Below are 22,530 nucleotides of genomic sequence, written 5' to 3'. Positions count from 1 at the left end.
ATGTGTAATAATCGAAAGTTTGAAATAGGGCTAATTATTTCAGTTATTTTAATGGCGACTTTGTCTTTAAACCTTATTTCTATAAAGAATAAGGTTATAGAACATAAAAATCATACTGTATTTAGTAATACAATTGTAAAAGAATGCAATAATTTAGAAGAATATGGATATAGTGATATTTTGGAATGTTTAAAGGGAAATAGTGATTTACAAATACAATCTATTAGTGCAATAGAAAATGAAAAATGTAATGTTGAAGTAAGTTATAGTGGCGATATAAAATTATTGAATAACTGTTTGTATTATTTAAGTGAAAGTAGAAACTTTTTAGGGGTAAATAGCATTATCATTAATAATGATGCAAAAATTACAAGTATAAGCGTTGATTTTAAGAAGAATAAATAGCTTATTTGTAAAAAATGAGATATAATTATTAATGCTATAATAATGATATTGTAGCTTTAAGTTATATTGTTATAAGAAAACAGAAGATATTTAAAAAATATATAATTTAATTTGCAAATATCATTAACTTTTGATAAAATAACATTGTTCTAAATAATGTTTATGTTTAAGTCGGTATCGATTTGCCTAATAAGGTTATAATATAAATGGGTTAATTGAATTATAAATGAATTTTGGAGGGATACTTAATGATATCAGCAGGAGATATAAGAAAAGGAACCACATTTGAAGATGGTGGACAAGTTTATACAGTAATAGAGTTTTTACATGTAAAACCTGGTAAGGGTGCTGCATTTGTTAGAACTAAGTTAAGAAACGTTATTAACCCAGGGGTTACAGAAAAGAATTTTAACCCAACTACGAAATTACAAGATGTAGTTATAGAAAGAAAAGAAATGCAATATTTATATGCAGCTGACGACCTATACTACTTCATGGATCAAGAAACATATGAGCAAGTACCACTTAATTACGAAAAGGTTGAAGATGCTATCAAGTATCTAAAAGAAAATATGTTTGCTACAATAAAATTTTATAAGAATGAAGCATTCTCTGTAGAAGCTCCAAACTTTGTAGAATTAGTTATAACTAGCACTGAGCCAGGTGTTAGAGGCAATACATCATCAAGTGTAACAAAACCAGCTACTGTAGAAACAGGAGCAATAATTCAAGTTCCAATGTTCGTTAATGAGGGTGAAACTATAAGAATAGACACTAGAAATGGCGATTACATGGAAAGAGTTTAATTAGAAATTTTAAAAAGAGCCTTTGGGCTCTTTTTTTTATTCTTTTTTGGAGGGTTAACACATATATTATGTAAAATGAATTTCAATTAAGTTAAGTCGCATTCTAATAAATAATAAGTTTTTAGTAAAACGGAATACTTTCCTAGATAGTAAAATACAAATTATATATGAAAGGGTGAAAAAAATGTTAGTAACAAAAGATTTATTTGAAATATTACCTAGAACTATTAGAAGTAAATTAGAACAGGTAGAAAATGTGCAGCAACTTGAGGAGCTTAGAATAAAGATAAATAAACCTTTATTTATTCATATCGGCAGCAGAGAAGAGATGTGGGATTATATTGCCACTGCCGAGGATATAAAGTATATAATGCAGAGAATAAGCAACTACTCAATATATGCCTTTGAAGATGAAATTAGACAGGGATATATAACTATAAAAGGTGGACATAGAGTTGGACTTTGTGGAATTTGTGTTATTGAAAATAATACTATAAAAACTATTAAAGAAATTTCATCCATAAACATAAGGGTATGCAAGGAAGTTATTGGATGTGCTGATAAAGTGATGCCCTATATTACTTACAATAATTCGGTATACAATACCATTATTATATCTCCGCCTAAATGTGGGAAAACAACGCTACTTAGAGATATTTCAAGGAGCTTATCAGAGGGCAATAAAGATAAAAAGATTTACGGGAAGAATGTTTCTATAATTGATGAGAGATCTGAAATAGCTGGTTCTTTTAAAGGGATACCACAAATGGATGTGGGTATTCGTTCGGATATATTAGATAATTGTCCAAAGAGCCAGGGAATTATGATGGCAATTAGAAGTATGTCACCAGACGTAATAGTTTGTGATGAAATTGGTACTCAAAAGGATATGGAAAGCATATTAATGGCACTAAACTCTGGAATTAGTTTAATTACAACTATTCACGGCTTTGGTATTGAGGATCTTTACAAAAGGTTAGTTTTTAAGGATATAGTAGATAATTATGTGTTTACTAGGGCAATAGTACTAAGTAATAAAAAAGGAATCGGAACAATTGAATGCATTTATGATTTTTCTAAGGCTAAAGATGTGTGGAGGTCAAATTATGATTAAAGTAATCGGATGTACTGTAATTTTAGCTGCTTCAACTATGGCTGGATATATATATAGCGAAAGGTTAAAGTATAGAGTTACGCAGCTAAATGAAGTCCAAAGGGCAGTTTATCAACTTCAAAATGAAATAACATATGTACATGCTCTTTTGCCTGATGCTTTAAAAAACGTAGCAAGTAAAAGCAGAGAACCAATAAAAGAGCTTTTCAATAAAACTAGTGAATTATTATCTGACAATGAATATGAGAATGTGTATGAGGCAATGAATAGTGCAATGAACATAATAAGTAGTAGGTTAAACCTAACGCTAGATGATACAAATGTTATTTTAGATTTAGCCAAAACCTTAGGAGAGTCTGATATTGAAGGTCAAAATAATATGTTCTCATTAACTATAGAAAATTTGAAAAAACAAATTAAAATATCCGAAGAATTTATGAGAAAGAATATAAAGATGTACAGATATTTAGGTTTTTCTTTTGGTGCAGTACTGGTAATAGCATTAATATAGAGGGGGTTTTCTAAGTGTTAGATGTTAGTTTGCTATTCAAAATAGGAGCAACAGGTATTTTAATTATTATTATTGATAAGATTTTAAAAAGCGGTGGCAAGGATGACATAGCCGTGGTTGCAAATTTAGCAGGAGTAATATTACTGCTTATGATGGTGATAAACTTAGTAAGCAAACTATTTACTTCCGTGAAAACTTTATTTCAATTTTAGGACAAGCAGAATAATAATTGGAGAGAGTTAGCTACGTGCAAAGACAATCACTATGGCGAACAAGGAGGGTAATATGGAAATAATTAAAATAGTTTCATTTGCTTTCATTGCATTATTTATTGTACTTATATTTAAGGGAAAAAGGGATGATATAGCCATCCAAGTTAGTATTGCAGCAGGAATATTGATTTTTTTATTTATGGTAAACAAGCTTACTATAATAATGAGTTTTTTACAAACACTAGCAAATAAAGCCAGTATTGATGTTGTATATTTAAATACAGTTTTCAAGATACTTGGAATTGCTTATTTAGCTTCCTTTTGTAGTGAAATATGTAAAGATGCTGGGGAGAGTGGTCTTGCAGCTAAAGTAGAGTTCTCAGGAAAAATATTAATACTAGTTTTAGCAATACCTATTTTAATGGCAGTAATGCAATCAATTTTAAAAATAATGTAAAGGTATAGTGTGAAAATATTATTAATTTTAGAACAAAAACAAAGCATAAGAAAGTATTACTAATTTTAATATAGAGGTGTAATATGAAAAAAATATTACTAATTTTATTATTTTTAATATGTTTGCCTATTAGTGTACAAGCTACTGAAATAGGCAAAGTGGGAGAAACTGATGAAAGAGAAATAAGTAATCTATATGAGTATATTACTAATATAAAAAGTAAGTATGAAATATTTAACGATATGGAGCCACGAACTTTTGTAGAAGAATTTATGAAAACAGGCGAAAATGGATTTAGTTTTAAAAAGATATCAAATTATGTTACTAAATATGCATTTAAAGAATTAGTTGTATCCACAGAATTAATTGGTAGTTTGATTATTATTGCTATTGTTTGTGCACTACTTAATAATCTTCAAAGTGCCTTTAATCAAGAAAGCTTATCTAATATTGCTTATTTTGCATGTTATGGATTAATGATAGTGCTTATAACTAAAAGTTTTTATATAGGAGTTGAGCTTGCAAAAAGTACTATCGTTAATATGGCAGACTTTATGGCAGCACTTATGCCAGTATTAATGATGCTGCTAGCAAGTGTTGGAGGCTTCACAGAAGCGACATTACTGGACCCAGTAATAATGGGGTTTGCTACTGTAAGTTCTAGAATTTATATAGATATCATTATTCCAATAATATTTATGAGCTTAATTCTGCAATTTGTTAAGAATATATCTAGTGATTATAAAATAAATAATTTAACAAAACTTTTAAAACAAATTGCTATTTGGACACAGGGAATAGTAATGACAATATTTATTGCGGTAATAACTTTAAGAAGTATAGCAGCAGCAACAATAGATCAAGTTACTATAAAAACTGCGAAGTTTGCAGTAGACACTTTTATACCTGTGGTTGGGAAATGCTTATCGGATGCAATTTCAACCGTAGCAGGATACTCACTTCTTTTAAAAAGTGCTATTAGCGGGCTTGGACTAGTTATTATTCTAATAATAGTTTTACTACCTATTATAAAACTGTTAATTATGGCTTTTCTATATAAGCTAGCAGCAGCACTAATTGAACCAATAAGTGATAATCGTACGGTAGATTGTATAAATTCAGTAGGAGATTCCATTATTCTCTTAATGTCTTGTGTAATATCAGTAAGTATAATGTTTTTTATAATGGTTGCAATAGTGGCTTCTACTGGAAAGGCTGCAATGATGGGCTAAATTATCATTTTTGATGCTGCAATATTGTTAAAGGTTATTCTAACTTGTCTATAAAAGGTGGTGATGATTTGATAGAAACATTAAAAGCTTGGGTGGTAAACATCACCATTGCTGTGTTTTTTACATCAGCCGTGGAAATGATTTTACCAGATAACAACATGAAGAAATATGCAAAGTTTGTACTTGGATTACTGCTAATTGTAGTGATTATAACTCCGCTAATTAAAGTTTTTGATAAAAGCTTTGACTTTTATTCTTATTCTAATAAGGCAATGAGCTATGTGGATGATAACAGCAAAGATGGGGAACTCAAAAAATACAAAGATATTAACATATTGAATACATCAAAAAACTTCGAAAAAAACTTAGAGGATGAATGTATTATAAATTTAGAGGAGGCTTATCCGGAAAACAAGTACAATGCAGATGTAGAGGTTATTTATGATAATAAAAGTGGAGTATTCAATATTAATAAAGTTGAAATTGGAGTTATAGACAAAGGGATTAAAAAAGTTAAAAAAATAGATATTAGTGTGAAAAGTGTAGCAGCCCCTAAAGGTGATATTGTTTACGGAGAACAAGGGGAAAAGATAAAGAAGACATTAAGTAGTAAATTTCAAATATCTGCAGATATTATTACTGTCTATAAATTGAACTCATAAACCAAGGATTATTAATTGTTAAATAAGATAAGAAAGAGGGTGTTTTTCATGAACAATAATAATCTGCTTAGTAAAATTACTGAGTATATTAAAACAATATTAAAAGGTGGTGATGAAAACAATAAGAGTAATGGTAGTAAAAAATCTAATAAGTTACTAGGAAACTTGGTATTAATGATTTTAGTGGCAGTAGTGATAGTTTTAGCGAGTAATTTTTTTAAAACTTCTAATTCAAATTCTGCAGTGTTTGAAGAAAAAGAAAAAGTTAACATTGAAAAGACGAATAATTTGGTAGAATCAAAGGATTATGAATCACAATTAGAAAACAAGCTTAAAAACACACTTGAAGGAATTATGGGAGTTGGAAAGGTACAACTTATGATTTATTTTGAAAGTAGTGAAGAAAGCGTACCTGCACTTAATATCAATGATTCTAAAAGCCTAACAGAAGAAAATGATACCTCAGGAGGAAAAAGAAATACTACTCAAGAGAACAATGGAAGAACTGTTGTCATGGCAAGCAATGGGAATGCAAATGAACCACTAATTGTAAAGAAGTATAAACCTACTATTACGGGTGTATGCGTAGTGGCAGAAGGAGCAAATGAAAAAGTTACGCAGCTTAGGATTAGACAAGCAGTAATTAATCTATTTAATTTGCCAGAAAATAAAGTTAATGTATATCCTATGAATAATTAGCATATAATTTCTTAGAAAGGTAGATGGGGGGAAGTATAATGAATAAAAAACAATCTGGTATAATTGTAACATTGCTAGTTCTTATTGTGTTTGCAGGTTATCTTGCAACAAAAGTGAATGGACCATTATATGTAAATGATGGTGATTTCAATAGTGAGAAGACTGCAATATCTTTGAAAGAAAAGAAAGGCTCTTCAAGTTATTTTGAAGAGGCAATACTATCAAGAAACCAAGAAAGTAACAGAACTCTTGAAGTAATCAAGGTCTTAATGGAGGATGCCAATGTTCCAAAAGAACAAAAGGAAACTGCCTCAGAGGAATACTTAAACATAGCAACGGCTACTCAAAATGAAAATGACATCGAACTTGCACTTAAAGCTCAAGGCTTTGATGAAACATTATGTAGTATAGTGGATGACAAGGTACAAGTTCTAGTTAGAACTGATAAAAAGGAACTTTCTAACGAGGAAATTCGTAATATTCAAAATGTGGTAATGAGCAAAACAAAATTAGAAAATATTGTAGTTAGCTTAAAAGAATAATATTTGTAAATCAAATATTTATCTGCTATAATAAGTTTAGCATGAACATGTTTTACCTAAGTTAAACAAGGGGGTACTAATATGGAAGATAAAGTTTTACAAGAAACAGAAATGGGCATTGTTAAGATATCAGAAGATGTGGTTAGTGTCATAGCAGGTCTTGCTGTTGCAGAGATACAGGGAATTGTTGGTATGAGTGCTAGTCTAGTTGGGGGAATAACTCAAATATTAAGCGGAAAGAAAAATTTATCTAAAGGTGTAAAAGTCAATGTTGGAGAGGAAAGTGCAGTAATTGATTTACACGTTGTAGTTGAATATGGTGTTAAGATCCCAGAAGTAACTGAAAAAGCACAAATAAATGTAAAAAGGTCTGTAGAACTCATGACCGGACTTGCAGTATCAGCTGTAAATGTGTATGTACAAAATGTTGTATTACCAAAACCGGAAAAGGTAGAGGAAATAGAAGCATAGTAATAAGCACCCTCTGTAATCAGAGGGTGTTTCTACGTCAAATATATATGTGCTTTGCTTGTTATTTATTTTCATGTGCATAATTATAATTACTTGGACAATAATTTAAATAATATAAAACTTATATTATTATTATAATATTAAAGGTATAATAAAAGATAGAAAAAACTAGGAGGACTACTAATGAACAGAAGAAAGTCACGAGAAATAGCAATGAAATTACTTTTTGAAATGTCAATAAACAAAGAAAGTTATGAGGATACAATTGAAAGCTTCAAGGAGAATACAGATATTGATTTAAATGATATTGACATAGCATATATAACTAAGGTATTAGCTGGAATTCATGAAAATGGTAAGGAAATTGATAAAAGTATAGAAAAACATCTAATTAAATGGAAACTAGATAGATTATCAAAGATGAATCTAGCTATTTTAAGAATAAGTACATATGAAATACTATTTGAGGAAGAAATACCAGATAGAGTTTCTGTAAATGAAGGAATAGAGCTTGCCAAGAAATATGGAGAAGATAGCTCGCCAGCTTTTATAAATGGTATTTTGGCAAAGATGATTTAACAACATCGTAGATGATGATTTAATTGTGGATACTTAATTAATTACAATAACATAAAAAATTTAAGAATAACTAGTCTGATGCCTGATGCGCAAAATATCACTGGCATCTGGGACTAGTTATTTTGTTCAATACACTAAAAATAGATTCTTTTTATTATAAAGAAACTCTTACATTCTTTGAAAATTCGTAATAAATAATATTTTAAAACTATGCAAAAGGATATAGAATGATTAATTGACGTGAATATGGGTAGATTCTATAAGGGAGAAGGCTTTTACTCCTTACACTAAGATTAGGTGTAATTATTATATAAATGCCTACACGGAATGGAGATATAATGTTTATTAAAGTATTAACAGTGACTGCCCTTAATGGGTATATTAAAAAAATAGTAGATAGTGACTTTATATTAAACAATACTAATGTTAAAGGTGAATTATCTAACGTAAAAATACACACTAGTGGACACATATACTTTTCCTTAAAAGATCCATTTGGAAAGATAAACTGTGTTATGTTTAAATCGCAGGCATCTAAACTTAAAATTACCCCTAAGGATGGTATGAATGTTATAATTAAAGGTAAGGTTTCTGTTTATGAACGCGATGGAGCATATCAGGTTTATTGTGACTCAATGGAGTCTGATGGTGAAGGCCAATTATATGTGGCATTTCAAAACCTAAAGGAAAAGTTAGAAAAACAGGGGATGTTTGATGAGGCTCGCAAGAAGAATATTCCTTACTTTCCCACGAGAATAGGGATAATTACATCGCAAACAGGAGCTGCAATTAAGGATATTATTAATGTTGCTACAAGGAGAAATAGAAAGGTTAATATGCTTATATATCCAGCTCTAGTTCAAGGTGTAAACGCCAGTGAAGACATTATAGATGGGATAAAGCATTTTAATAGTCTTAAAAATGTAGATTTAATTATTATTGCAAGAGGGGGAGGGTCCATAGAGGAATTATGGGCATTCAATGAAGAAAACTTAGCCTGTGCAATCTATAATTCTAAAATACCTATAATTACTGGAATTGGACATGAAACAGACTTTACTATAGCAGATTTTGTTAGTGATCATAGAGCACCCACTCCATCAGCGGCTGCGGAAATTGCTGTGAAGAGTTTAGAGGGACTAAATAATGAGATTAAAGCACTTAGAGAGATGCTTTTAAAGTCGGCAGAATTTAAATTGACTAGAGAATATAATAAAGTTAATTTACTAAACAAAACTTTAAAAATAAATAACCCTTTAAATTATATAGTTAATCAATATAATCATATTGATAATTTAAAGGAAAATCTAAGTTATAAATTTAATATGAAGGTTTCATTAGAAAAACATAAACTTTCAAAGCTTAACGCTCTATTGCATGCTCACAATCCCTTGAATGTATTAAATAAAGGATATGCAGTTTTACAAAATAATGAGAAGCAGATTATTAGTGAAATCAACAATCTCAAAAATTTAAAACAAGTAAAAATTACGTTAAAGGATGGAAGTGCAGAATTTAAATTAAGCAACGTGGAGGAATTTTAATGGCAAAGAAAAAAGAAAGTTATGAAAGCATGATGGAAAGACTTGAAGAAATTGTGGACCTGATGGACAGAAATGAGATTACTTTAGAAGAAACCATGGCAAGTTATGAAGAAGGCATAAAAATATGTAACAGTTTATATAAAGTTTTAAATGACACAGAAGGAAAAATAAAGATATTGACTGCAGAAGGTGAAAAAGAATTTATAGAGCCAGAGCATGAGGCTAAAAAGTAAATTATATAATATTGCAACATGGCAGATGATGATTTAACAACAGGTTAAGAGAGGGAGGGAAAAGGTGGATATAAAATTAGTTAAAAATGAAGTGGAACAATGGATGAATGATTATTTTGATGAAAAGCCAGAAAATGATAATAGAAATTTTGAAGCAATGATTTATAGTTTAAAAGTTGGAGGAAAAAGAATTAGACCAACTTTAATGCTTCTTACCTATGCAATGTACAAGGAGGACTATAAAAACATTTTGCCCTTTGCAGCAGCGCTGGAAATGATTCATACATATTCACTTATTCATGATGATTTACCCTGTATGGATAATGATGATTTACGAAGAGGTAAGCCTACAAATCACAAAGTTTATGGAGAAGCAATGGCCATCCTTGCAGGTGATGGATTACTAAACGAAGCAATGATAATAATGCTAAATCAGTGTTTGGATGGAGATTTAAATAAAGTTAAGGCAAGTACCCTTATAGCAAAAGCTTCTGGAGCACAGGGGATGATAGCAGGGCAAATTTGTGATATTTTAAGTGAAGGCAAATCAATATCAGAGGAAGAACTATTATATATGCATAGAAATAAAACTGGTCAACTTATTAAAGTTGCAATATTATGTGGGGCTATATTAGGTAATGCTAATGAAGAGGATATAAGTAGATTAAAAGTATATGGGGATAAATTAGGATTAGCATTTCAGATAAAGGACGATATACTAGATATAATTGGAGATGTTGACATCTTAGGGAAGAATGTAAAGGCCGACGAGTGTAACAATAAAACAACTTTTATAACTATGTATGGACTAGAAAAATGCAAAGAAAAGTGTAGTGATTTAACTCAGGAGTGTTTGGAAATATTAAAGACGCTTAAGGTAAGTACGGAATATTTAGAAGGAATTACTGAGTTTTTATTGAAAAGAGAATACTAAAAAAGTCTAAATTAGATTTTGAATTAAATGTTATTATATGATATAATGTGCCCATAAATATGGGTAAAATAATATATTTAATAAAAGAGGATAGGGATAGATGAATAAAATTTTAGATGATTTTAATAATATAAATGCAATTAAAGAAATGTCCATAAAAGAATTAAATGATTTTTCAGAAGAAATTAGAAACTTCTTAATTGAAAAGGTGTCTAAAACGGGAGGCCATCTAGCCTCTAATTTGGGCGTCGTAGAATTAACGCTAAGTTTATACAATGTTTTTGATTTAGATAAAGACAAAATAATTTGGGATGTGGGTCATCAATCTTATGTACATAAGATTCTTACAGGAAGAAAAGATAAGTTTGATACACTTAGAAATTTTGGCGGATTAAGTGGCTTTCCTAAAAGAGAAGAAAGTAAGTATGATGTTTTTGAAACAGGACATAGCAGTACTTCTATTTCTGGCGCAATAGGTATGGCAAGAGCTAGGGATTTAAGGGGAGAAAATTATGATGTTGTTGCAGTAATTGGTGATGGTGCACTTACCGGTGGAATGGCATTTGAGGCATTAAATGATGTTGGATTTAGAAAAACTAAAATGATTATTGTGCTTAATGATAACCAAATGTCTATCTCAAAAAATGTTGGTGGAATGTCTAAATATCTAAGTGAATTTAGAATTGCTCCAACCTATAACAGGTTGAAGAAAGAGATTAATTCTACTCTTAAAAAAATTCCTACAGTAGGTAATGGAATGGTTAACTCAATTTCAAAGCTTAAGAATGGAATTAAGCAAGTTATTGTACCAGGAATGTTATTTGAACACATGGGTATAAAGTATCTAGGACCTATAGATGGACATGATATAAAAGAAGTAAGTAAGGTTTTAAAGTTGGCTAAGAATATAGATGGGCCTGTGATTATACATGTCATAACAAAGAAGGGCAAAGGGTATAAGTTTGCAGAAAAGGAACCACATAAGTTTCATGGAGTTGGACCTTTTAATTGCTCAAGTGGAGAATTGTGTAGCAGTTCTAGTGAAAGTTACTCTGATGCATTTGGTCAGCAGATTGTGGACCTTGCAAAGAATAATAAGAGCATAGTGGCAATAACAGCAGCCATGCCTGAGGGAACAGGACTTGAAAAGTTTTCTAAGGAATTTGCAAATAGGTTTTTTGATGTAGGTATTGCAGAGCAACATGCAGTTACCATGGCTGCAGGAATGGCAACGCAAGGTTTAAAACCTATTTTTGCAGTTTACTCTACTTTTCTTCAAAGAGCTTATGATCAAATTTTACACGATGTTTGCTTGCAGAACCTACCAGTTATTTTTGCCATAGATAGAGCTGGTATTGTCGGACAGGATGGTGAAACGCACCAGGGAGTATTTGATTTATCATATTTATCTCATATACCTAATATGACAATTATGGCACCTAAATGTGTAAGTGAACTTAAGTCTATGTTAACCTTCGCGGTTAAGCAAGATTACCCAATTGCAATAAGATACCCTAGAGGAGGGGACAATTGTAATGTTAATATGTCCTCTATTGAAAATTTTAAAAGAGGAAAGTGGGAAGTTCTTTTGCATGGAGGGAAAATAGCCCTTATAGCTACAGGCAAAATGGTGCAAAGTGCTATTTTAGTTAGAGAAAAGTTAAAAAATATAGGTGTAGATGCGACTGTAATTAATGCATGTTTTATAAAGCCTATTGACAATGACATGATTTCAGAGCTAGTGGATAAAAACTATGATATAGTAACTATAGAGGATAATCTTATACATGGAGGGTTAGGCTCTTTAGTGTTAGAGTATATAAATACATTAGATTCAAAAACAAGGATAATTAACCTAGGATTTAAGGATGAATTTATTCCTCATGGAACAGTCGATATATTATATAAGTTACATGAACTTGATGTAGACGGAATTTTTCAAAGTATTTTGAAATTAGTTTAAATATTTTTAGTAGTTAATACTGATGCATAGCAGAGGATAATTTAAGGAGTTTTTTATGTTAGAAAGCAAAGAGAGATTAGATGTTCTTGTAGTTCAAAGGGGGATTTTATTTTCAAGGGAAAGAGCAAAAGAAAATATTATTGCTGGAAATATATTTGTAGATGGTATTCGGACTACGAAGTGTGGCAAAAAGATAGAGTTATCATCTAAAATTGAATTTGAAGGAGAAGATTTTCCTTATGTGAGTAGGGGTGGATTAAAGCTTGAAAAAGCTATAAAATCCTTTGATATTGATCTTGAATCTAAAGTTTGCCTGGATATAGGTGCGTCTACAGGAGGATTTACAGACTGCATGCTTTTAAGTGGAGCCTCTAAAGTGTACTCAATAGATGTTGGAACAAATCAGTTAGATGAGAAATTAAGAAATAATGAAAGAGTAGTATCCATGGAAAATACAAATATAAGATATTTAAGTGTAGATAATATAGGAGAGTTTGCCGACTTTGCCAGCATAGACGTATCGTTTATATCCTTAGAAAAAGTTATTCCTAATTTGCTGAGCTTATTAAAAGATGATGGAAGTGTAGTAGCACTATTAAAACCACAATTTGAAGTAGGCATAGGTATTGTAAATAAAAAAGGGGTGGTTAAAAACCCTAGTGAGCATGTAGGAGCCATAGTTAAAATTTTAAATCTCTTGAAATGCTTAAATGTAAAGGTTATTAATATTAGTTACTCATCAATAAAAGGCCCTAATGGCAATATTGAATATTTAATTTACTTTACAAAGTCTAAAGAGTTCAATGGGGATTTCATTGAAACCTATGTATCACAAGTAGTTAGTGAAGCTCATAAAGATTTAAATTAGGTGAAAAACAATTTAAATTGAAGCGCTGCAGGTGATGATTTAACCTAAGTATAGGCAAGGAGGAAATATGAAAAATATTGGCATTAATATAAATACCACTAAGGATAAGGATGGCAAAATAATAAAATATATAAAGAATACCATTGTTGAGTATATGGGTGAAACTAATATATTTATATTCAAGGATTCTATAGGACTTGAAAATACTAAACATAAGGATTTAGATATTATTATTGCTTTAGGTGGGGATGGTACTATTTTAAGAACATCACGAAATCTAAATAATACAAGCATTCCAATCTTAGGAGTAAATATAGGAAATTTAGGGTTTTTATCAAGCGTAGAGCTATTAGAATTTGAGGATGCAATAAAATGCATTAGTGAAGGTAATTATTATGTAGAAGATAGAATGATGCTTAATTGTACATTGCCTTATAGGGGTGGAAATGAAGTATATACTGCATTAAACGAAATAGTTGTGTCAAAGGGTACATTAGCGAGAATTGTTAAATATGAAATCTACATAGATAATAAATTTTACACAGCATTTACAGGAGATGGACTTATAATATCCACTCCAACGGGATCTACAGCATATTCTTTATCCGCAGGTGGACCAATAATTCATCCTAATTTAGATGTTATAGCACTAACACCTATTTGCCCATTATCTTTATCCATGAGAACTATAGTGCTAGATTGTAAAAGTGAAATATCTATAAGTATAAAAGGCGAACATGAAAGCATATTTTTGACATTAGACGGACAGCGCGCCATAAAGCTAAATAATTATGAAAAAATGATAGTAAGTGTTTCAAATAAAAAATGTAGATTGGTTAAGCTTAATGATTATAATTATTTTGATATTTTAAGAAAAAAGATAATTTCTAGAACTACAGATTGTGAGGGAGGAAGAAATGAAGATTGCACGGCAAGCAAAGATAATTGAAATTATACAGGATAAGGACGTTGAAACTCAGGAACAGTTAGCTGAAGAACTAAAAAATAAGGGGTTTGATATTACCCAAGCAACTGTATCTAGGGACATAAAAGAACTAAAATTGATTAAACTTATGAATGAACAAGGAACCCATAAGTATGCGACTGTTTCTCCAGCAGATAGTTTTTTATCAAATAAGCTTGTTAATATTTTTTCGCAAACTGTGCTTTATGTGGATCAGGTAGAAAAGTTTGTAGTACTTAAAACTATATCTGGGGCTGCATCTGCGGCTGCAGAAGCTTTAGATTCTTTAAAATTTAATGGTATTGTAGGAACTATAGCCGGAGATAATACTGTATTCATTTTAGTTAGAACTGAAGAAGATACTAAAGAACTAGTTCAAAAAGTTAAAAAAATGATAAGTGAATAGGAGGAAGCAAGATGCTCCTACAATTAAATATTATGAACTTTGCCCTAATTGAAAAGTTAAGTATTAATTTTGAACAAGGATTTAATGTTCTTTCTGGTGAAACAGGAGCTGGAAAATCCATTTTAATTGATGCTATAAATTATGTGTTAGGTGGGAAGTTCAATAAGAACTTAATTCGAACAGGTGAAGACAAAACTTATGTTGAAGCCATATTTTCAATTGACACTAAAAACAACAAATCAGCTTTAGATGAGATGGATGTTGATTATGAGGATACCATATTTGTAAGTCGAGAAACATTCCAATCTGGAAAGAGTATTGCCAAGATTAACGGGAAATCTATGCTGCTTTCAAAGGTTAAGCATATTAGTAAGACTCTTTTAGATATTCATGGTCAACATGATAATCATAATTTATTAGATAAAGTTAATCATATAACCTATGTGGACTCTTTTGGTGAAACTAGGATTAGTAACGTTATTGGTATCTATAATGAGAAATATGAAAGATTAACTATTATTAAAAATAAAATTCTTAAACTTGAGGGAAACGAAGGACAACGTGAAAAGAGAATTGATTTTTTAAATTACCAGTTGCAAGAAATAAACAATGCCAATTTGAAAATCGGTGAGGATGCAGAGCTTTTAGAAAAATGTGCAATAATTAGTAATGCTGAAAAGTTAGAAAAGCATTTATCAAGAAGCTATAATTTGTTATATACTAGTGATGAAGAAAGTACTTCTGTATTTGATAATTTAGCTATGGCAATTAAAGAATTAAGAACCATTGAAAATCATATGGAAAAAATAAAGCTAATTACAGATTCCATAGAAGAAAGTTACTATAACATAGAGGAAAACATCACGGATTTAAGAAACTTAAAAGAAAATATTTACTATGATGAAAAAGAACTTGAATATATGAATAGTAGAATACAGCAAATTAATACTTGTAAAAAGAAGTATGGATCTACTATTGAAGAAATCTATGAGTATAAAGAAAAAACTCAAGCTGAGCATGAAGAATTAACTAATAGTAGTGAAATAATCGCTTTGCTTAAAAAAGAAAAAATAGTTATAGAAAATCAAATGAGAACTATAGCTGCTGAAATTCATGAAATTAGATGTAGTATTGCAAAGGAACTTCAAGATAAAGTAAAACAAGAATTAAATTATATAGGGCTTGAAAAAAGTAAATTTTATATTGAAGTTAAATTAGAGGATGAATTTTATGAAAATGGATGTGATAAGGTTCAATTTTGCATATCAACTAATCCAGGAGAACCATTAAATCCATTAGAAGATATTGTTTCTGGAGGAGAATTATCACGTATAATGCTTGCACTAAAAACTGTTTTTGTCGATAAAGATGAAATACCTACAGTTATATTTGATGAAATAGACACCGGCATTAGCGGAAGAATTGCACAATGTGTTGCAGAAAAAATGTATTTAATATCATTAAAACATCAAATTTTTTGTGTAACTCATTTAGCACAAATAGCAAGTATGGCAGATACAAATTATTTAATATCTAAAAATGTTATAAATGATAAAACCTATACTAACATTATAAAAATGAATGATATTGAAAAACAACAAGAAGTAGCCAGAATGATGGGTGGAATTGAAGTTACTAAATTAACACTTGAAAACTCTAAGGAAATGATAAATATGGCTAAAAAACAAAAAAGAGATTAATTTTTTGTTTTTTGCAGATAAATCATAATAAAAATAAGTTTTATAGGAGAAAATAAAATCATAAAAATATGGTTTTATTTTTTTGCTTAAAATACGCTTAGTATATCAAAGAAGTAAATCTGATTCCAAAGTTGTTAATATTTTAGCACCTTAGGTGATGATTTAACTAATAATGAATTAATGTTATAGGATAATGTGAAGAATTAGAGGGTAAATTAAAGTTAAGATTATAAGAAAAAAGGAGGTATAGCTTATGAAAAAAAAATTTAATATAATATGCTTGATTATGGCCCCTTTAGCGATTATTATTTTATGTGCATATTTCAAAACCCCAAATATAACTATGTCTATATTTAACAAACCAATTAAATTAAATTATTCGAAGCCTTTAGAGGTTCAAGCAGCTTTTGTAAGAGATAACTCAGAGATAACAGTTTACCCGGGAGGACAGCCAGTTGGGGTTAAACTAAACACTAAAGGTGTTTTAGTAGTAGCATTATCCGATATTGAAGGTGTTAATGGTAAAACGCCTAGCCCTGCGGCCAGTGCTGGAGTGCAAATAGGAGATAGTATAATAAAGATAAATGATGTTGAAATAAATCATGCAGAAGATGTGACAAGGCTTGTAAACGAGAAAAAAGAATCTGAAATCACACTTAAATTACAACGTAAAAATAATGAAAACTTTTTCGAAATAAAGGTTAATCCTACGATTGATTCTACAGATGGAAAACAAAAAATCGGTTTATGGGTAAGAGATTCAACAGCCGGTGTAGGAACACTAACTTTTTATGATGATAAAACTAAAAAGTTTGCTGCACTTGGTCACCCAATTACAGATGCTGATACAGGGACTATACTTAGTGTTAATAATGGTGTAATTGTATCATCTAATATTGTGTCTGTAAAAAAAGGAACGAAAGGAAATCCAGGAGAACTTAGAGGACTTTTTGTAGATGAAAATAAAATAAAAGGACAAATAATTAAAAACACCCAATGTGGAATATTTGGAGATGGAACTAAAAGTCTAATAAACAATAAATTTAATAAACCTATGAATATAGCTTTAAGGAGTGAAATTAAGGAAGGAAAAGCTGAAATATTAACAACAATAAATAGTAGCGAACCAGAATTATTTGAAATAGAAATTCAAAAGCTATTACCTCAAAGTACACCTGGGTCAAAAAGTATGGTAATCAGAATTACAGATCCTAGGCTTTTAGAAAAGACTGGTGGAATAGTTCAAGGTATGAGTGGCAGTCCAATAATTCAAAATAATAAAATAGTTGGCGCAGTTACCCATGTTTTAATTAATAAGCCAGACACCGGATATGGAATATATATAGAGTGGATGCTTAAAGATGCAGATATTTTATCGAAATAGCTAGCATTATTTAAAAATAAGGGTTAAAATAGAAACTAAGGAATAAAGGATAGCAAATGCTATCTTTTATTATATAAATAATAACTGATAGTATGTTTTTAATTTATAAAAAATAGAAAATAATTATTTATTTGTAATTTTTTTAATAATAAGAAGGAATTAAAATTCTTTTGTCGAATTTAATAATTGTTAAGATATGGTAATTTATTTATAAAGGGGAGTTATAAGATGGAGGAAAATAAAATTAGTGTTCTTATTGCAGATGATAATAAGGAATTTTGCAATATTTTAAATGATTACTTGTTAAGCCAAAGAGATATAGTAGTCACAGGAATTGCAAAAGATGGAATTGAAGCTCTTAAGTTAATTAAAGAGAGAAAACCTGATTTAGTGGTATTAGACATAATAATGCCTCATTTAGATGGTTTAGGGGTACTGGAAAGATTGGGAAGTATGGACCTAGATCCAATACCAAAAATAATAGTATTATCTGCAGTAGGTCAAGATAAAATCACACAAAGGGCAATTACACTTGGGGCAGATTACTATGTTGTAAAACCTTTCGATATGGATGTATTTACAAAAAGAATAAGACAAATGTTTAATAACACAATTTCTAGTGATAACAGTAGGAGATCGATTCCTTTTATGGATACAGATACAACTGAACCTATGAAAAGTAATCGTAATCAACCGATGGATTTAGAGGCAGAAATAACAAGCATAATTCATGAAATTGGAGTTCCTGCACATATAAAAGGTTACATGTATCTAAGAGAAGCAATTACTATGGTTGTTAACGATATTGAACTTTTATCTGCAGTAACAAAAGAATTGTATCCATCAATTGCAAAGAAATTTAATACAACTGCTAGTAGAGTAGAAAGAGCTATAAGGCATGCTATTGAAGTAGCCTGGGGACGTGGACAAGTTGAAACAATAAATAAGCTATTTGGATACACTATTCACAATGCTAAAGGTAAACCTACAAATAGCGAGTTTATAGCCATGGTAGCTGATAAGCTAAGATTACAAAACAGAGGCGTTAGCTAAATTAATTAATCTATGTACTTTATGTGCATAGATTATTTTTTTAATACAAATATGGGTTATTAGAAGTTGCAACAATACAAATTTATGTGTTTGTTAATGTTAAATCATCATCTGCGATGCTGCAATATTACCTTCTGAAATGTCATTAAATCATCACCTGCGGTGCTGCAATATTAACAACTTTGGAAGCAGATTTAGACTGCCACCAAAGTAACTTTTTTGGGCTAGGCAACTGCCACTTATAGAAGATGGCAGACTTGAAGCTTCCAAAATGTTGTTAAACTTAATATGCATATAAACCCCTTTTATATCATAAATATTAGGTAAGTTATAATATTATAATTGCTAATAAATAAAAGATGATTAACAAAGGGGGATTGGGTTATGTCTTCAAGTACTATAACCAACAGTATAAACAAACACATACAAGAAAATTTTTGGTTATATATTATAAGTATTCTTTGCGTATTTACAGGTATAATTTTAGGAATATATAGTGTAAAATATATGGGCGATTTTGAGCGAAATGATTTAGTAAATTACTTAATGAATTTTGTTGAACCTTCAAACACAAACAGTATTAGTTATAAGTTAATACTCTTACAATCTATAAAAAATAATCTTCCCGTTGTTATTTTACTTTGGTTTTTGGGTTTGACAATTGTTGGAATACCAATAATTATAATAATTAACTTACTAAAGGGTTTTGCAGTTGGGTTTACTTTTAGCTTTATGATAAGTGGTCTAGGCAAAAGTGGTGTAGGAATTGCAATACTAGGGGTGCTACCTCAAAATTTAATATATGTTCCATGTATTATTTTTGCATCTGTAGTATCCATGGAGTTTTCAATAATGCTACTTAAGAATAAGTTTAATAAACAATGGACAAGTAGTATAATTAGTAGAATAATATATTATAGTGTGATTTTTATAATAATAATTATTATATTATTTATAGGAATTATTATAGAAGCATATATTGCTCCACATTTTATCAAGGGACTTATTGGTAGCTTAGGAAACATGAGCAAATGAGAAATAAAGATTTTTGGCGTTTTATATTATTAACAGGAAAGTGCTTTATAATCTTATTAGTAATTGGATTACTACTTCCAAAGGCGATAGACTACTTACTACAAAACTTAATTAATAACACAAGGATATACAAAAACAGTATTATGGTATACAAACTTGTTGATAAAAACTATAAGTTAATTTACAATTATATTCTTACATTTTATTTGTTTTTTAGATTCTAGTGCATGTGTATAACTTAAATTCATTAACTATATTTAAAGAAAAAATAGATGGTTAAGGTTTGTAAAAATGATTATTACAGGAAATAAGCCAAAGTAGAATAAATGATAAGTCAGTATCTAGTATACTGACTTATTATTTATTCCAGTTTAGATAGAATGTTCCTTTACATTATTATTGATAAATAGTGATAATATTAAGGTAACTTGGTAAAAATAATCTTATAAATTTGAAATAATCTAGGTGGCAATTAGTAGTTGTTGTCTATCAAATTAATAAGAGGAGGATACATATGAAAAAAATCATTAAAAATGTATTATGTTTAATTTTATCAGTAGTTTTAACAACACAGCTTTTTAGTATTCCTGCAAAGGCAGAAGGCGAAGGTGTTGATAATAAAGGAATTTTAGTAGAAGCAAAATCAGCACTACTAATGGAGCCCTATAGTGGTAAGGTAATATATGAGAAGAACTCTCATGAAAAGTTTGCACCTGCATCAGTAACTAAAATAATGACTATGCTCTTAGCTATGGAGGCTATAGATGCCGGAAAGATTAAGTTACAAGATAAAATAACTATAAGTGAGAACTCTAAAAAAATGGGTGGAAGCAGTATGATACTTGATACTGGTGAAATTAGAACAGTGGAAGAAATTTTAAAAGGTATAGCTATTGCATCAGGAAATGATGCGGCAGTTGCAATGGCAGAGTATTTAGGTGGTAGTGAAGGCGCTTTTGTAGATATGATGAATGAAAAAGTAAAAGTTCTTAATATGAAAGATACTTCCTTTAAAAACTGCACTGGCTTAAGTGCAGAAGGGCATCTTACTTCTGCTTTTGATATATCAATTATGTCTAGGGAATTGTTAAAACATCCACAAATATTAAAATACTCTGGAACTTATATGGAAACTATTTCTGAAGGCCGCAAGACACCTATAGGTCTTGTTAATCACAATAAACTTGTAAGATTTTTTGATGGATGTGACGGACTTAAAACTGGATTTACAAATGAGGCAAAGTACTGTATATCTGCTACAGCAATGCGAAACAATGTAAGAATGCTAGCAATAATTATGGGTGCACCAACTTATAAAATAAGAAATAGTGACGCTAGCATGTTAATGAACTTTGGATTTTCAAAATTTGAAACTAAAAAAATTATATCAAAGGATGAAGAGTTTGAAAAAATACCTTTAAACAAAAAAGGTGATAAATATCTAATTCCAAAATCTCAAGAAGATTTTAGTATAACGCTTGAAAGAGGTAAGAAAAATGAAATTACTAAAAAGGTTGTTATACAAGAAGGCTTGAGGGAATATAAAAAAGATAAGGCAATTGGAGTATGTGAGATATACGTTGATAATGAATTATGTGGCAAGGTTATCATATACAGTGACAGGGATATTAAAAAATCTAGGGTTTGGAGTAATTTTAAAAATAATATTACAGACTTATTTAATAGGGCAATTTAAGTAATTTACACTAAAATTCACATAACTATGTGGAGTAAACTATAGCTTCTAGCAATGATTGTTTTGCTTAGAAGCTATGTTTTTTAAAACAGTGTAATTTTATATTGATATTGTTATATTATATATGTTTCAATAGTATTTGTACAATTACTTTACGCTCTGAACAAATATTCACCAGTAATTTAAATGTAGTTTTAAAGTTGAAACATATATACTAGTTATTTTTTAAAAGATGCATTATACTTAAAACAAGCTAAAATAAAAAATCATATAAATATGATTTTTTATTTATAATTATTTATTTAGGAGAGAGTATACATGTCATTAAGCATAAAAGTAACTAATTTTGAAGGACCATTTGATTTATTATTACATCTTATTAAGAAAAATGAGATGAATATTTATGATATTAACATTTTTGAGATTACAAATCACTATTTAGAATACCTTGAAGATATGAAAGAAATGGATTTAGAGGTAACATCAGAATTTATTGTCATAGCAGCAACTTTAATTGAAATTAAGTCTAAGCACCTATTACCCAAAAATAAAGATGAACAAAGCCAGGATGACGAAGAAGATATAGAAAAGGAATTACTAAATAAATTAATAGAGTACAGGAAGTATAAAGTTATAGCTGAAAATTTAAAGGTGCTAGAACAGGGTACAGGTATTTTTTTTAGTAAAAAACCTGAAATAATTGAAGAAATTAATAATGAAGTTAATGAAATAGATTTCTTAAAGAATGTTACAATGTTGAATTTGTATGATTTATACAACAATTTAATGCAACAATATAGAAATAAAATGAATACAAACAATGTAATAAACAAGAAAGTCTTAGTAGATGAATACAAAATTGAAGATAAAATGTTAGAATTAAAAGAAAAATTGGATAAGTGGGGAAAAATCCATTTTACAAAGTTAGTTAAGGACTATTCATCAAAGTTAGAAATTATTGTTACGTTTTTAGCATTACTTGAGATGATTAAAATTAGGAGTGTTAGAGTAATTCAAGAAAATAACTTTAAAGATATATATTTAGAAAGGGTAATTTAAC

Annotated in this window: 25 protein-coding genes; all 25 read left to right on the top strand. The window is 29.6% G+C overall.

The genetic code is table 11. The features are described 5' to 3' along the window. The 25 genes from LGK97_RS01635 to LGK97_RS01515 all read left to right on the top strand — a co-directional run bounded on the left by LGK97_RS01635 (nucleotide 1) and on the right by LGK97_RS01515 (nucleotide 22,529). Nucleotides 1–405 carry a hypothetical protein gene (locus LGK97_RS01635; protein ID WP_226257985.1) on the top strand — a complete coding sequence of 135 codons (405 nt, stop codon included), beginning with the start codon at nucleotides 1–3 and terminating at the stop codon, nucleotides 403–405. A gap of 248 nt (nucleotides 406–653) precedes the next feature. After that, entirely contained in the window at nucleotides 654–1,211 is a 558-nt protein-coding gene (gene efp, locus LGK97_RS01630; protein WP_226257984.1) for an elongation factor P, read from the top strand. Between the two features lie 184 nt (nucleotides 1,212–1,395). After that, a complete protein-coding gene (gene spoIIIAA / locus LGK97_RS01625) occupies nucleotides 1,396–2,325 on the top strand; it encodes a stage III sporulation protein AA (RefSeq protein ID WP_226257983.1) in 930 nt (309 codons plus the stop codon). Next, a complete protein-coding gene (spoIIIAB, locus tag LGK97_RS01620) occupies nucleotides 2,318–2,836 on the top strand; it encodes a stage III sporulation protein SpoIIIAB (protein WP_226257982.1) in 519 nt (172 codons plus the stop codon). Before spoIIIAA ends, spoIIIAB begins: the two co-directional genes overlap by 8 nt. Nucleotides 2,837–2,850: 14 nt before the next feature. Next, on the top strand, nucleotides 2,851–3,048 hold the full coding sequence (gene spoIIIAC, locus LGK97_RS01615) for a stage III sporulation protein AC (protein WP_226257981.1): 198 nt from the start codon (nucleotides 2,851–2,853) through the stop codon (nucleotides 3,046–3,048). Nucleotides 3,049–3,121: 73 nt separating this feature from the next. After that, nucleotides 3,122–3,505, top strand: a complete 384-nt coding sequence (gene spoIIIAD, locus LGK97_RS01610) for a stage III sporulation protein AD (protein WP_226257980.1) — start codon at nucleotides 3,122–3,124, stop codon at nucleotides 3,503–3,505. An 83-nt stretch (nucleotides 3,506–3,588) separates the two neighbouring features. After that, nucleotides 3,589–4,737, top strand: coding sequence for a stage III sporulation protein AE (gene spoIIIAE, locus LGK97_RS01605; RefSeq protein WP_226257979.1), 1,149 nt, complete (start codon nucleotides 3,589–3,591; stop codon nucleotides 4,735–4,737). A gap of 68 nt (nucleotides 4,738–4,805) precedes the next feature. Then, entirely contained in the window at nucleotides 4,806–5,399 is a 594-nt protein-coding gene (spoIIIAF, locus tag LGK97_RS01600) for a stage III sporulation protein AF (RefSeq protein WP_226257978.1), read from the top strand. A 48-nt stretch (nucleotides 5,400–5,447) separates the two neighbouring features. Beyond that, entirely contained in the window at nucleotides 5,448–6,098 is a 651-nt protein-coding gene (gene spoIIIAG / locus LGK97_RS01595; protein ID WP_226257977.1) for a stage III sporulation protein AG, read from the top strand. Between the two features lie 38 nt (nucleotides 6,099–6,136). Further along, nucleotides 6,137–6,640: a SpoIIIAH-like family protein gene (locus tag LGK97_RS01590; RefSeq protein ID WP_226257976.1), complete on the top strand. Its 504-nt coding sequence runs from the start codon at nucleotides 6,137–6,139 to the stop codon at nucleotides 6,638–6,640. Between the two features lie 81 nt (nucleotides 6,641–6,721). Next, nucleotides 6,722–7,111: an Asp23/Gls24 family envelope stress response protein gene (locus LGK97_RS01585; protein ID WP_226257975.1), complete on the top strand. Its 390-nt coding sequence runs from the start codon at nucleotides 6,722–6,724 to the stop codon at nucleotides 7,109–7,111. 183 nt (nucleotides 7,112–7,294) lie between these two features. Next, the gene (gene nusB / locus LGK97_RS01580; protein WP_226257974.1) at nucleotides 7,295–7,690 is read left to right on the top strand and encodes a transcription antitermination factor NusB; all 396 of its coding nucleotides are present in this window, start codon (nucleotides 7,295–7,297) and stop codon (nucleotides 7,688–7,690) included. A 338-nt stretch (nucleotides 7,691–8,028) separates the two neighbouring features. Further along, nucleotides 8,029–9,234, top strand: coding sequence for an exodeoxyribonuclease VII large subunit (xseA, locus tag LGK97_RS01575; protein WP_226257973.1), 1,206 nt, complete (start codon nucleotides 8,029–8,031; stop codon nucleotides 9,232–9,234). Next, the gene (locus LGK97_RS01570; protein WP_226257972.1) at nucleotides 9,234–9,467 is read left to right on the top strand and encodes an exodeoxyribonuclease VII small subunit; all 234 of its coding nucleotides are present in this window, start codon (nucleotides 9,234–9,236) and stop codon (nucleotides 9,465–9,467) included. The genes xseA and LGK97_RS01570 overlap by 1 nt, the downstream gene beginning before the upstream one ends. A gap of 64 nt (nucleotides 9,468–9,531) precedes the next feature. Continuing rightward, a complete protein-coding gene (locus tag LGK97_RS01565; protein ID WP_226257971.1) occupies nucleotides 9,532–10,401 on the top strand; it encodes a polyprenyl synthetase family protein in 870 nt (289 codons plus the stop codon). A gap of 100 nt (nucleotides 10,402–10,501) precedes the next feature. Next, the gene (gene dxs, locus LGK97_RS01560) at nucleotides 10,502–12,364 is read left to right on the top strand and encodes a 1-deoxy-D-xylulose-5-phosphate synthase (protein ID WP_226257970.1); all 1,863 of its coding nucleotides are present in this window, start codon (nucleotides 10,502–10,504) and stop codon (nucleotides 12,362–12,364) included. 55 nt (nucleotides 12,365–12,419) lie between these two features. Then, complete coding sequence (locus LGK97_RS01555) at nucleotides 12,420–13,232, top strand: TlyA family RNA methyltransferase (protein ID WP_226257969.1); 813 nt, start codon at nucleotides 12,420–12,422, stop codon at nucleotides 13,230–13,232. 67 nt (nucleotides 13,233–13,299) lie between these two features. Continuing rightward, complete coding sequence (locus LGK97_RS01550) at nucleotides 13,300–14,181, top strand: NAD(+)/NADH kinase (RefSeq protein ID WP_226257968.1); 882 nt, start codon at nucleotides 13,300–13,302, stop codon at nucleotides 14,179–14,181. Next, nucleotides 14,150–14,602 (top strand): arginine repressor, encoded by a 453-nt coding sequence (locus LGK97_RS01545; protein WP_226257967.1) that lies wholly within the window; start codon nucleotides 14,150–14,152, stop codon nucleotides 14,600–14,602. Before LGK97_RS01550 ends, LGK97_RS01545 begins: the two co-directional genes overlap by 32 nt. An 11-nt stretch (nucleotides 14,603–14,613) precedes the next feature. Continuing rightward, nucleotides 14,614–16,302, top strand: a complete 1,689-nt coding sequence (recN, locus tag LGK97_RS01540) for a DNA repair protein RecN (RefSeq protein ID WP_226257966.1) — start codon at nucleotides 14,614–14,616, stop codon at nucleotides 16,300–16,302. Nucleotides 16,303–16,555: 253 nt separating this feature from the next. Then, entirely contained in the window at nucleotides 16,556–17,686 is a 1,131-nt protein-coding gene (gene spoIVB, locus LGK97_RS01535; RefSeq protein ID WP_226257965.1) for a SpoIVB peptidase, read from the top strand. Nucleotides 17,687–17,914: 228 nt separating this feature from the next. Then, complete coding sequence (spo0A, locus tag LGK97_RS01530) at nucleotides 17,915–18,739, top strand: sporulation transcription factor Spo0A (protein ID WP_226257964.1); 825 nt, start codon at nucleotides 17,915–17,917, stop codon at nucleotides 18,737–18,739. 384 nt (nucleotides 18,740–19,123) lie between these two features. Beyond that, nucleotides 19,124–19,774, top strand: coding sequence for a stage II sporulation protein M (gene spoIIM, locus LGK97_RS01525; protein WP_226257963.1), 651 nt, complete (start codon nucleotides 19,124–19,126; stop codon nucleotides 19,772–19,774). 514 nt (nucleotides 19,775–20,288) lie between these two features. After that, nucleotides 20,289–21,470: a D-alanyl-D-alanine carboxypeptidase family protein gene (locus LGK97_RS01520; protein ID WP_226257962.1), complete on the top strand. Its 1,182-nt coding sequence runs from the start codon at nucleotides 20,289–20,291 to the stop codon at nucleotides 21,468–21,470. 318 nt (nucleotides 21,471–21,788) lie between these two features. Beyond that, on the top strand, nucleotides 21,789–22,529 hold the full coding sequence (locus tag LGK97_RS01515; RefSeq protein WP_226257961.1) for a segregation/condensation protein A: 741 nt from the start codon (nucleotides 21,789–21,791) through the stop codon (nucleotides 22,527–22,529). Nucleotide 22,530: the final 1 nt, after the last annotated feature.

Origin of the sequence: Clostridium sp. CS001 (genome assembly GCF_020443565.1) — a bacterium.
GTDB lineage: Bacteria > Bacillota > Clostridia > Clostridiales > Clostridiaceae > Clostridium_AD.
This window is presented reverse-complemented; position numbering and strand designations above follow the sequence as displayed.

Coding starts and splice junctions, on each gene's coding strand:
- spoIVB (WP_226257965.1), top strand. CDS start 16,556: ATGAAAAAAAAATTTAATATAATATGCTTGATTATGGCCCCTTTAGCG.
- spoIIIAG (WP_226257977.1), top strand. CDS start 5,448: ATGAACAATAATAATCTGCTTAGTAAAATTACTGAGTATATTAAAACA.
- LGK97_RS01515 (WP_226257961.1), top strand. CDS start 21,789: ATGTCATTAAGCATAAAAGTAACTAATTTTGAAGGACCATTTGATTTA.
- LGK97_RS01635 (WP_226257985.1), top strand. CDS start 1: ATGTGTAATAATCGAAAGTTTGAAATAGGGCTAATTATTTCAGTTATT.
- spoIIM (WP_226257963.1), top strand. CDS start 19,124: ATGTCTTCAAGTACTATAACCAACAGTATAAACAAACACATACAAGAA.
- recN (WP_226257966.1), top strand. CDS start 14,614: ATGCTCCTACAATTAAATATTATGAACTTTGCCCTAATTGAAAAGTTA.
- spo0A (WP_226257964.1), top strand. CDS start 17,915: ATGGAGGAAAATAAAATTAGTGTTCTTATTGCAGATGATAATAAGGAA.
- LGK97_RS01590 (WP_226257976.1), top strand. CDS start 6,137: ATGAATAAAAAACAATCTGGTATAATTGTAACATTGCTAGTTCTTATT.
- nusB (WP_226257974.1), top strand. CDS start 7,295: ATGAACAGAAGAAAGTCACGAGAAATAGCAATGAAATTACTTTTTGAA.
- LGK97_RS01545 (WP_226257967.1), top strand. CDS start 14,150: ATGAAGATTGCACGGCAAGCAAAGATAATTGAAATTATACAGGATAAG.
- dxs (WP_226257970.1), top strand. CDS start 10,502: ATGAATAAAATTTTAGATGATTTTAATAATATAAATGCAATTAAAGAA.
- LGK97_RS01585 (WP_226257975.1), top strand. CDS start 6,722: ATGGAAGATAAAGTTTTACAAGAAACAGAAATGGGCATTGTTAAGATA.
- spoIIIAA (WP_226257983.1), top strand. CDS start 1,396: ATGTTAGTAACAAAAGATTTATTTGAAATATTACCTAGAACTATTAGA.
- LGK97_RS01555 (WP_226257969.1), top strand. CDS start 12,420: ATGTTAGAAAGCAAAGAGAGATTAGATGTTCTTGTAGTTCAAAGGGGG.
- spoIIIAE (WP_226257979.1), top strand. CDS start 3,589: ATGAAAAAAATATTACTAATTTTATTATTTTTAATATGTTTGCCTATT.
- spoIIIAD (WP_226257980.1), top strand. CDS start 3,122: ATGGAAATAATTAAAATAGTTTCATTTGCTTTCATTGCATTATTTATT.
- xseA (WP_226257973.1), top strand. CDS start 8,029: ATGTTTATTAAAGTATTAACAGTGACTGCCCTTAATGGGTATATTAAA.
- efp (WP_226257984.1), top strand. CDS start 654: ATGATATCAGCAGGAGATATAAGAAAAGGAACCACATTTGAAGATGGT.
- LGK97_RS01570 (WP_226257972.1), top strand. CDS start 9,234: ATGGCAAAGAAAAAAGAAAGTTATGAAAGCATGATGGAAAGACTTGAA.
- LGK97_RS01550 (WP_226257968.1), top strand. CDS start 13,300: ATGAAAAATATTGGCATTAATATAAATACCACTAAGGATAAGGATGGC.
- LGK97_RS01520 (WP_226257962.1), top strand. CDS start 20,289: ATGAAAAAAATCATTAAAAATGTATTATGTTTAATTTTATCAGTAGTT.
- spoIIIAB (WP_226257982.1), top strand. CDS start 2,318: ATGATTAAAGTAATCGGATGTACTGTAATTTTAGCTGCTTCAACTATG.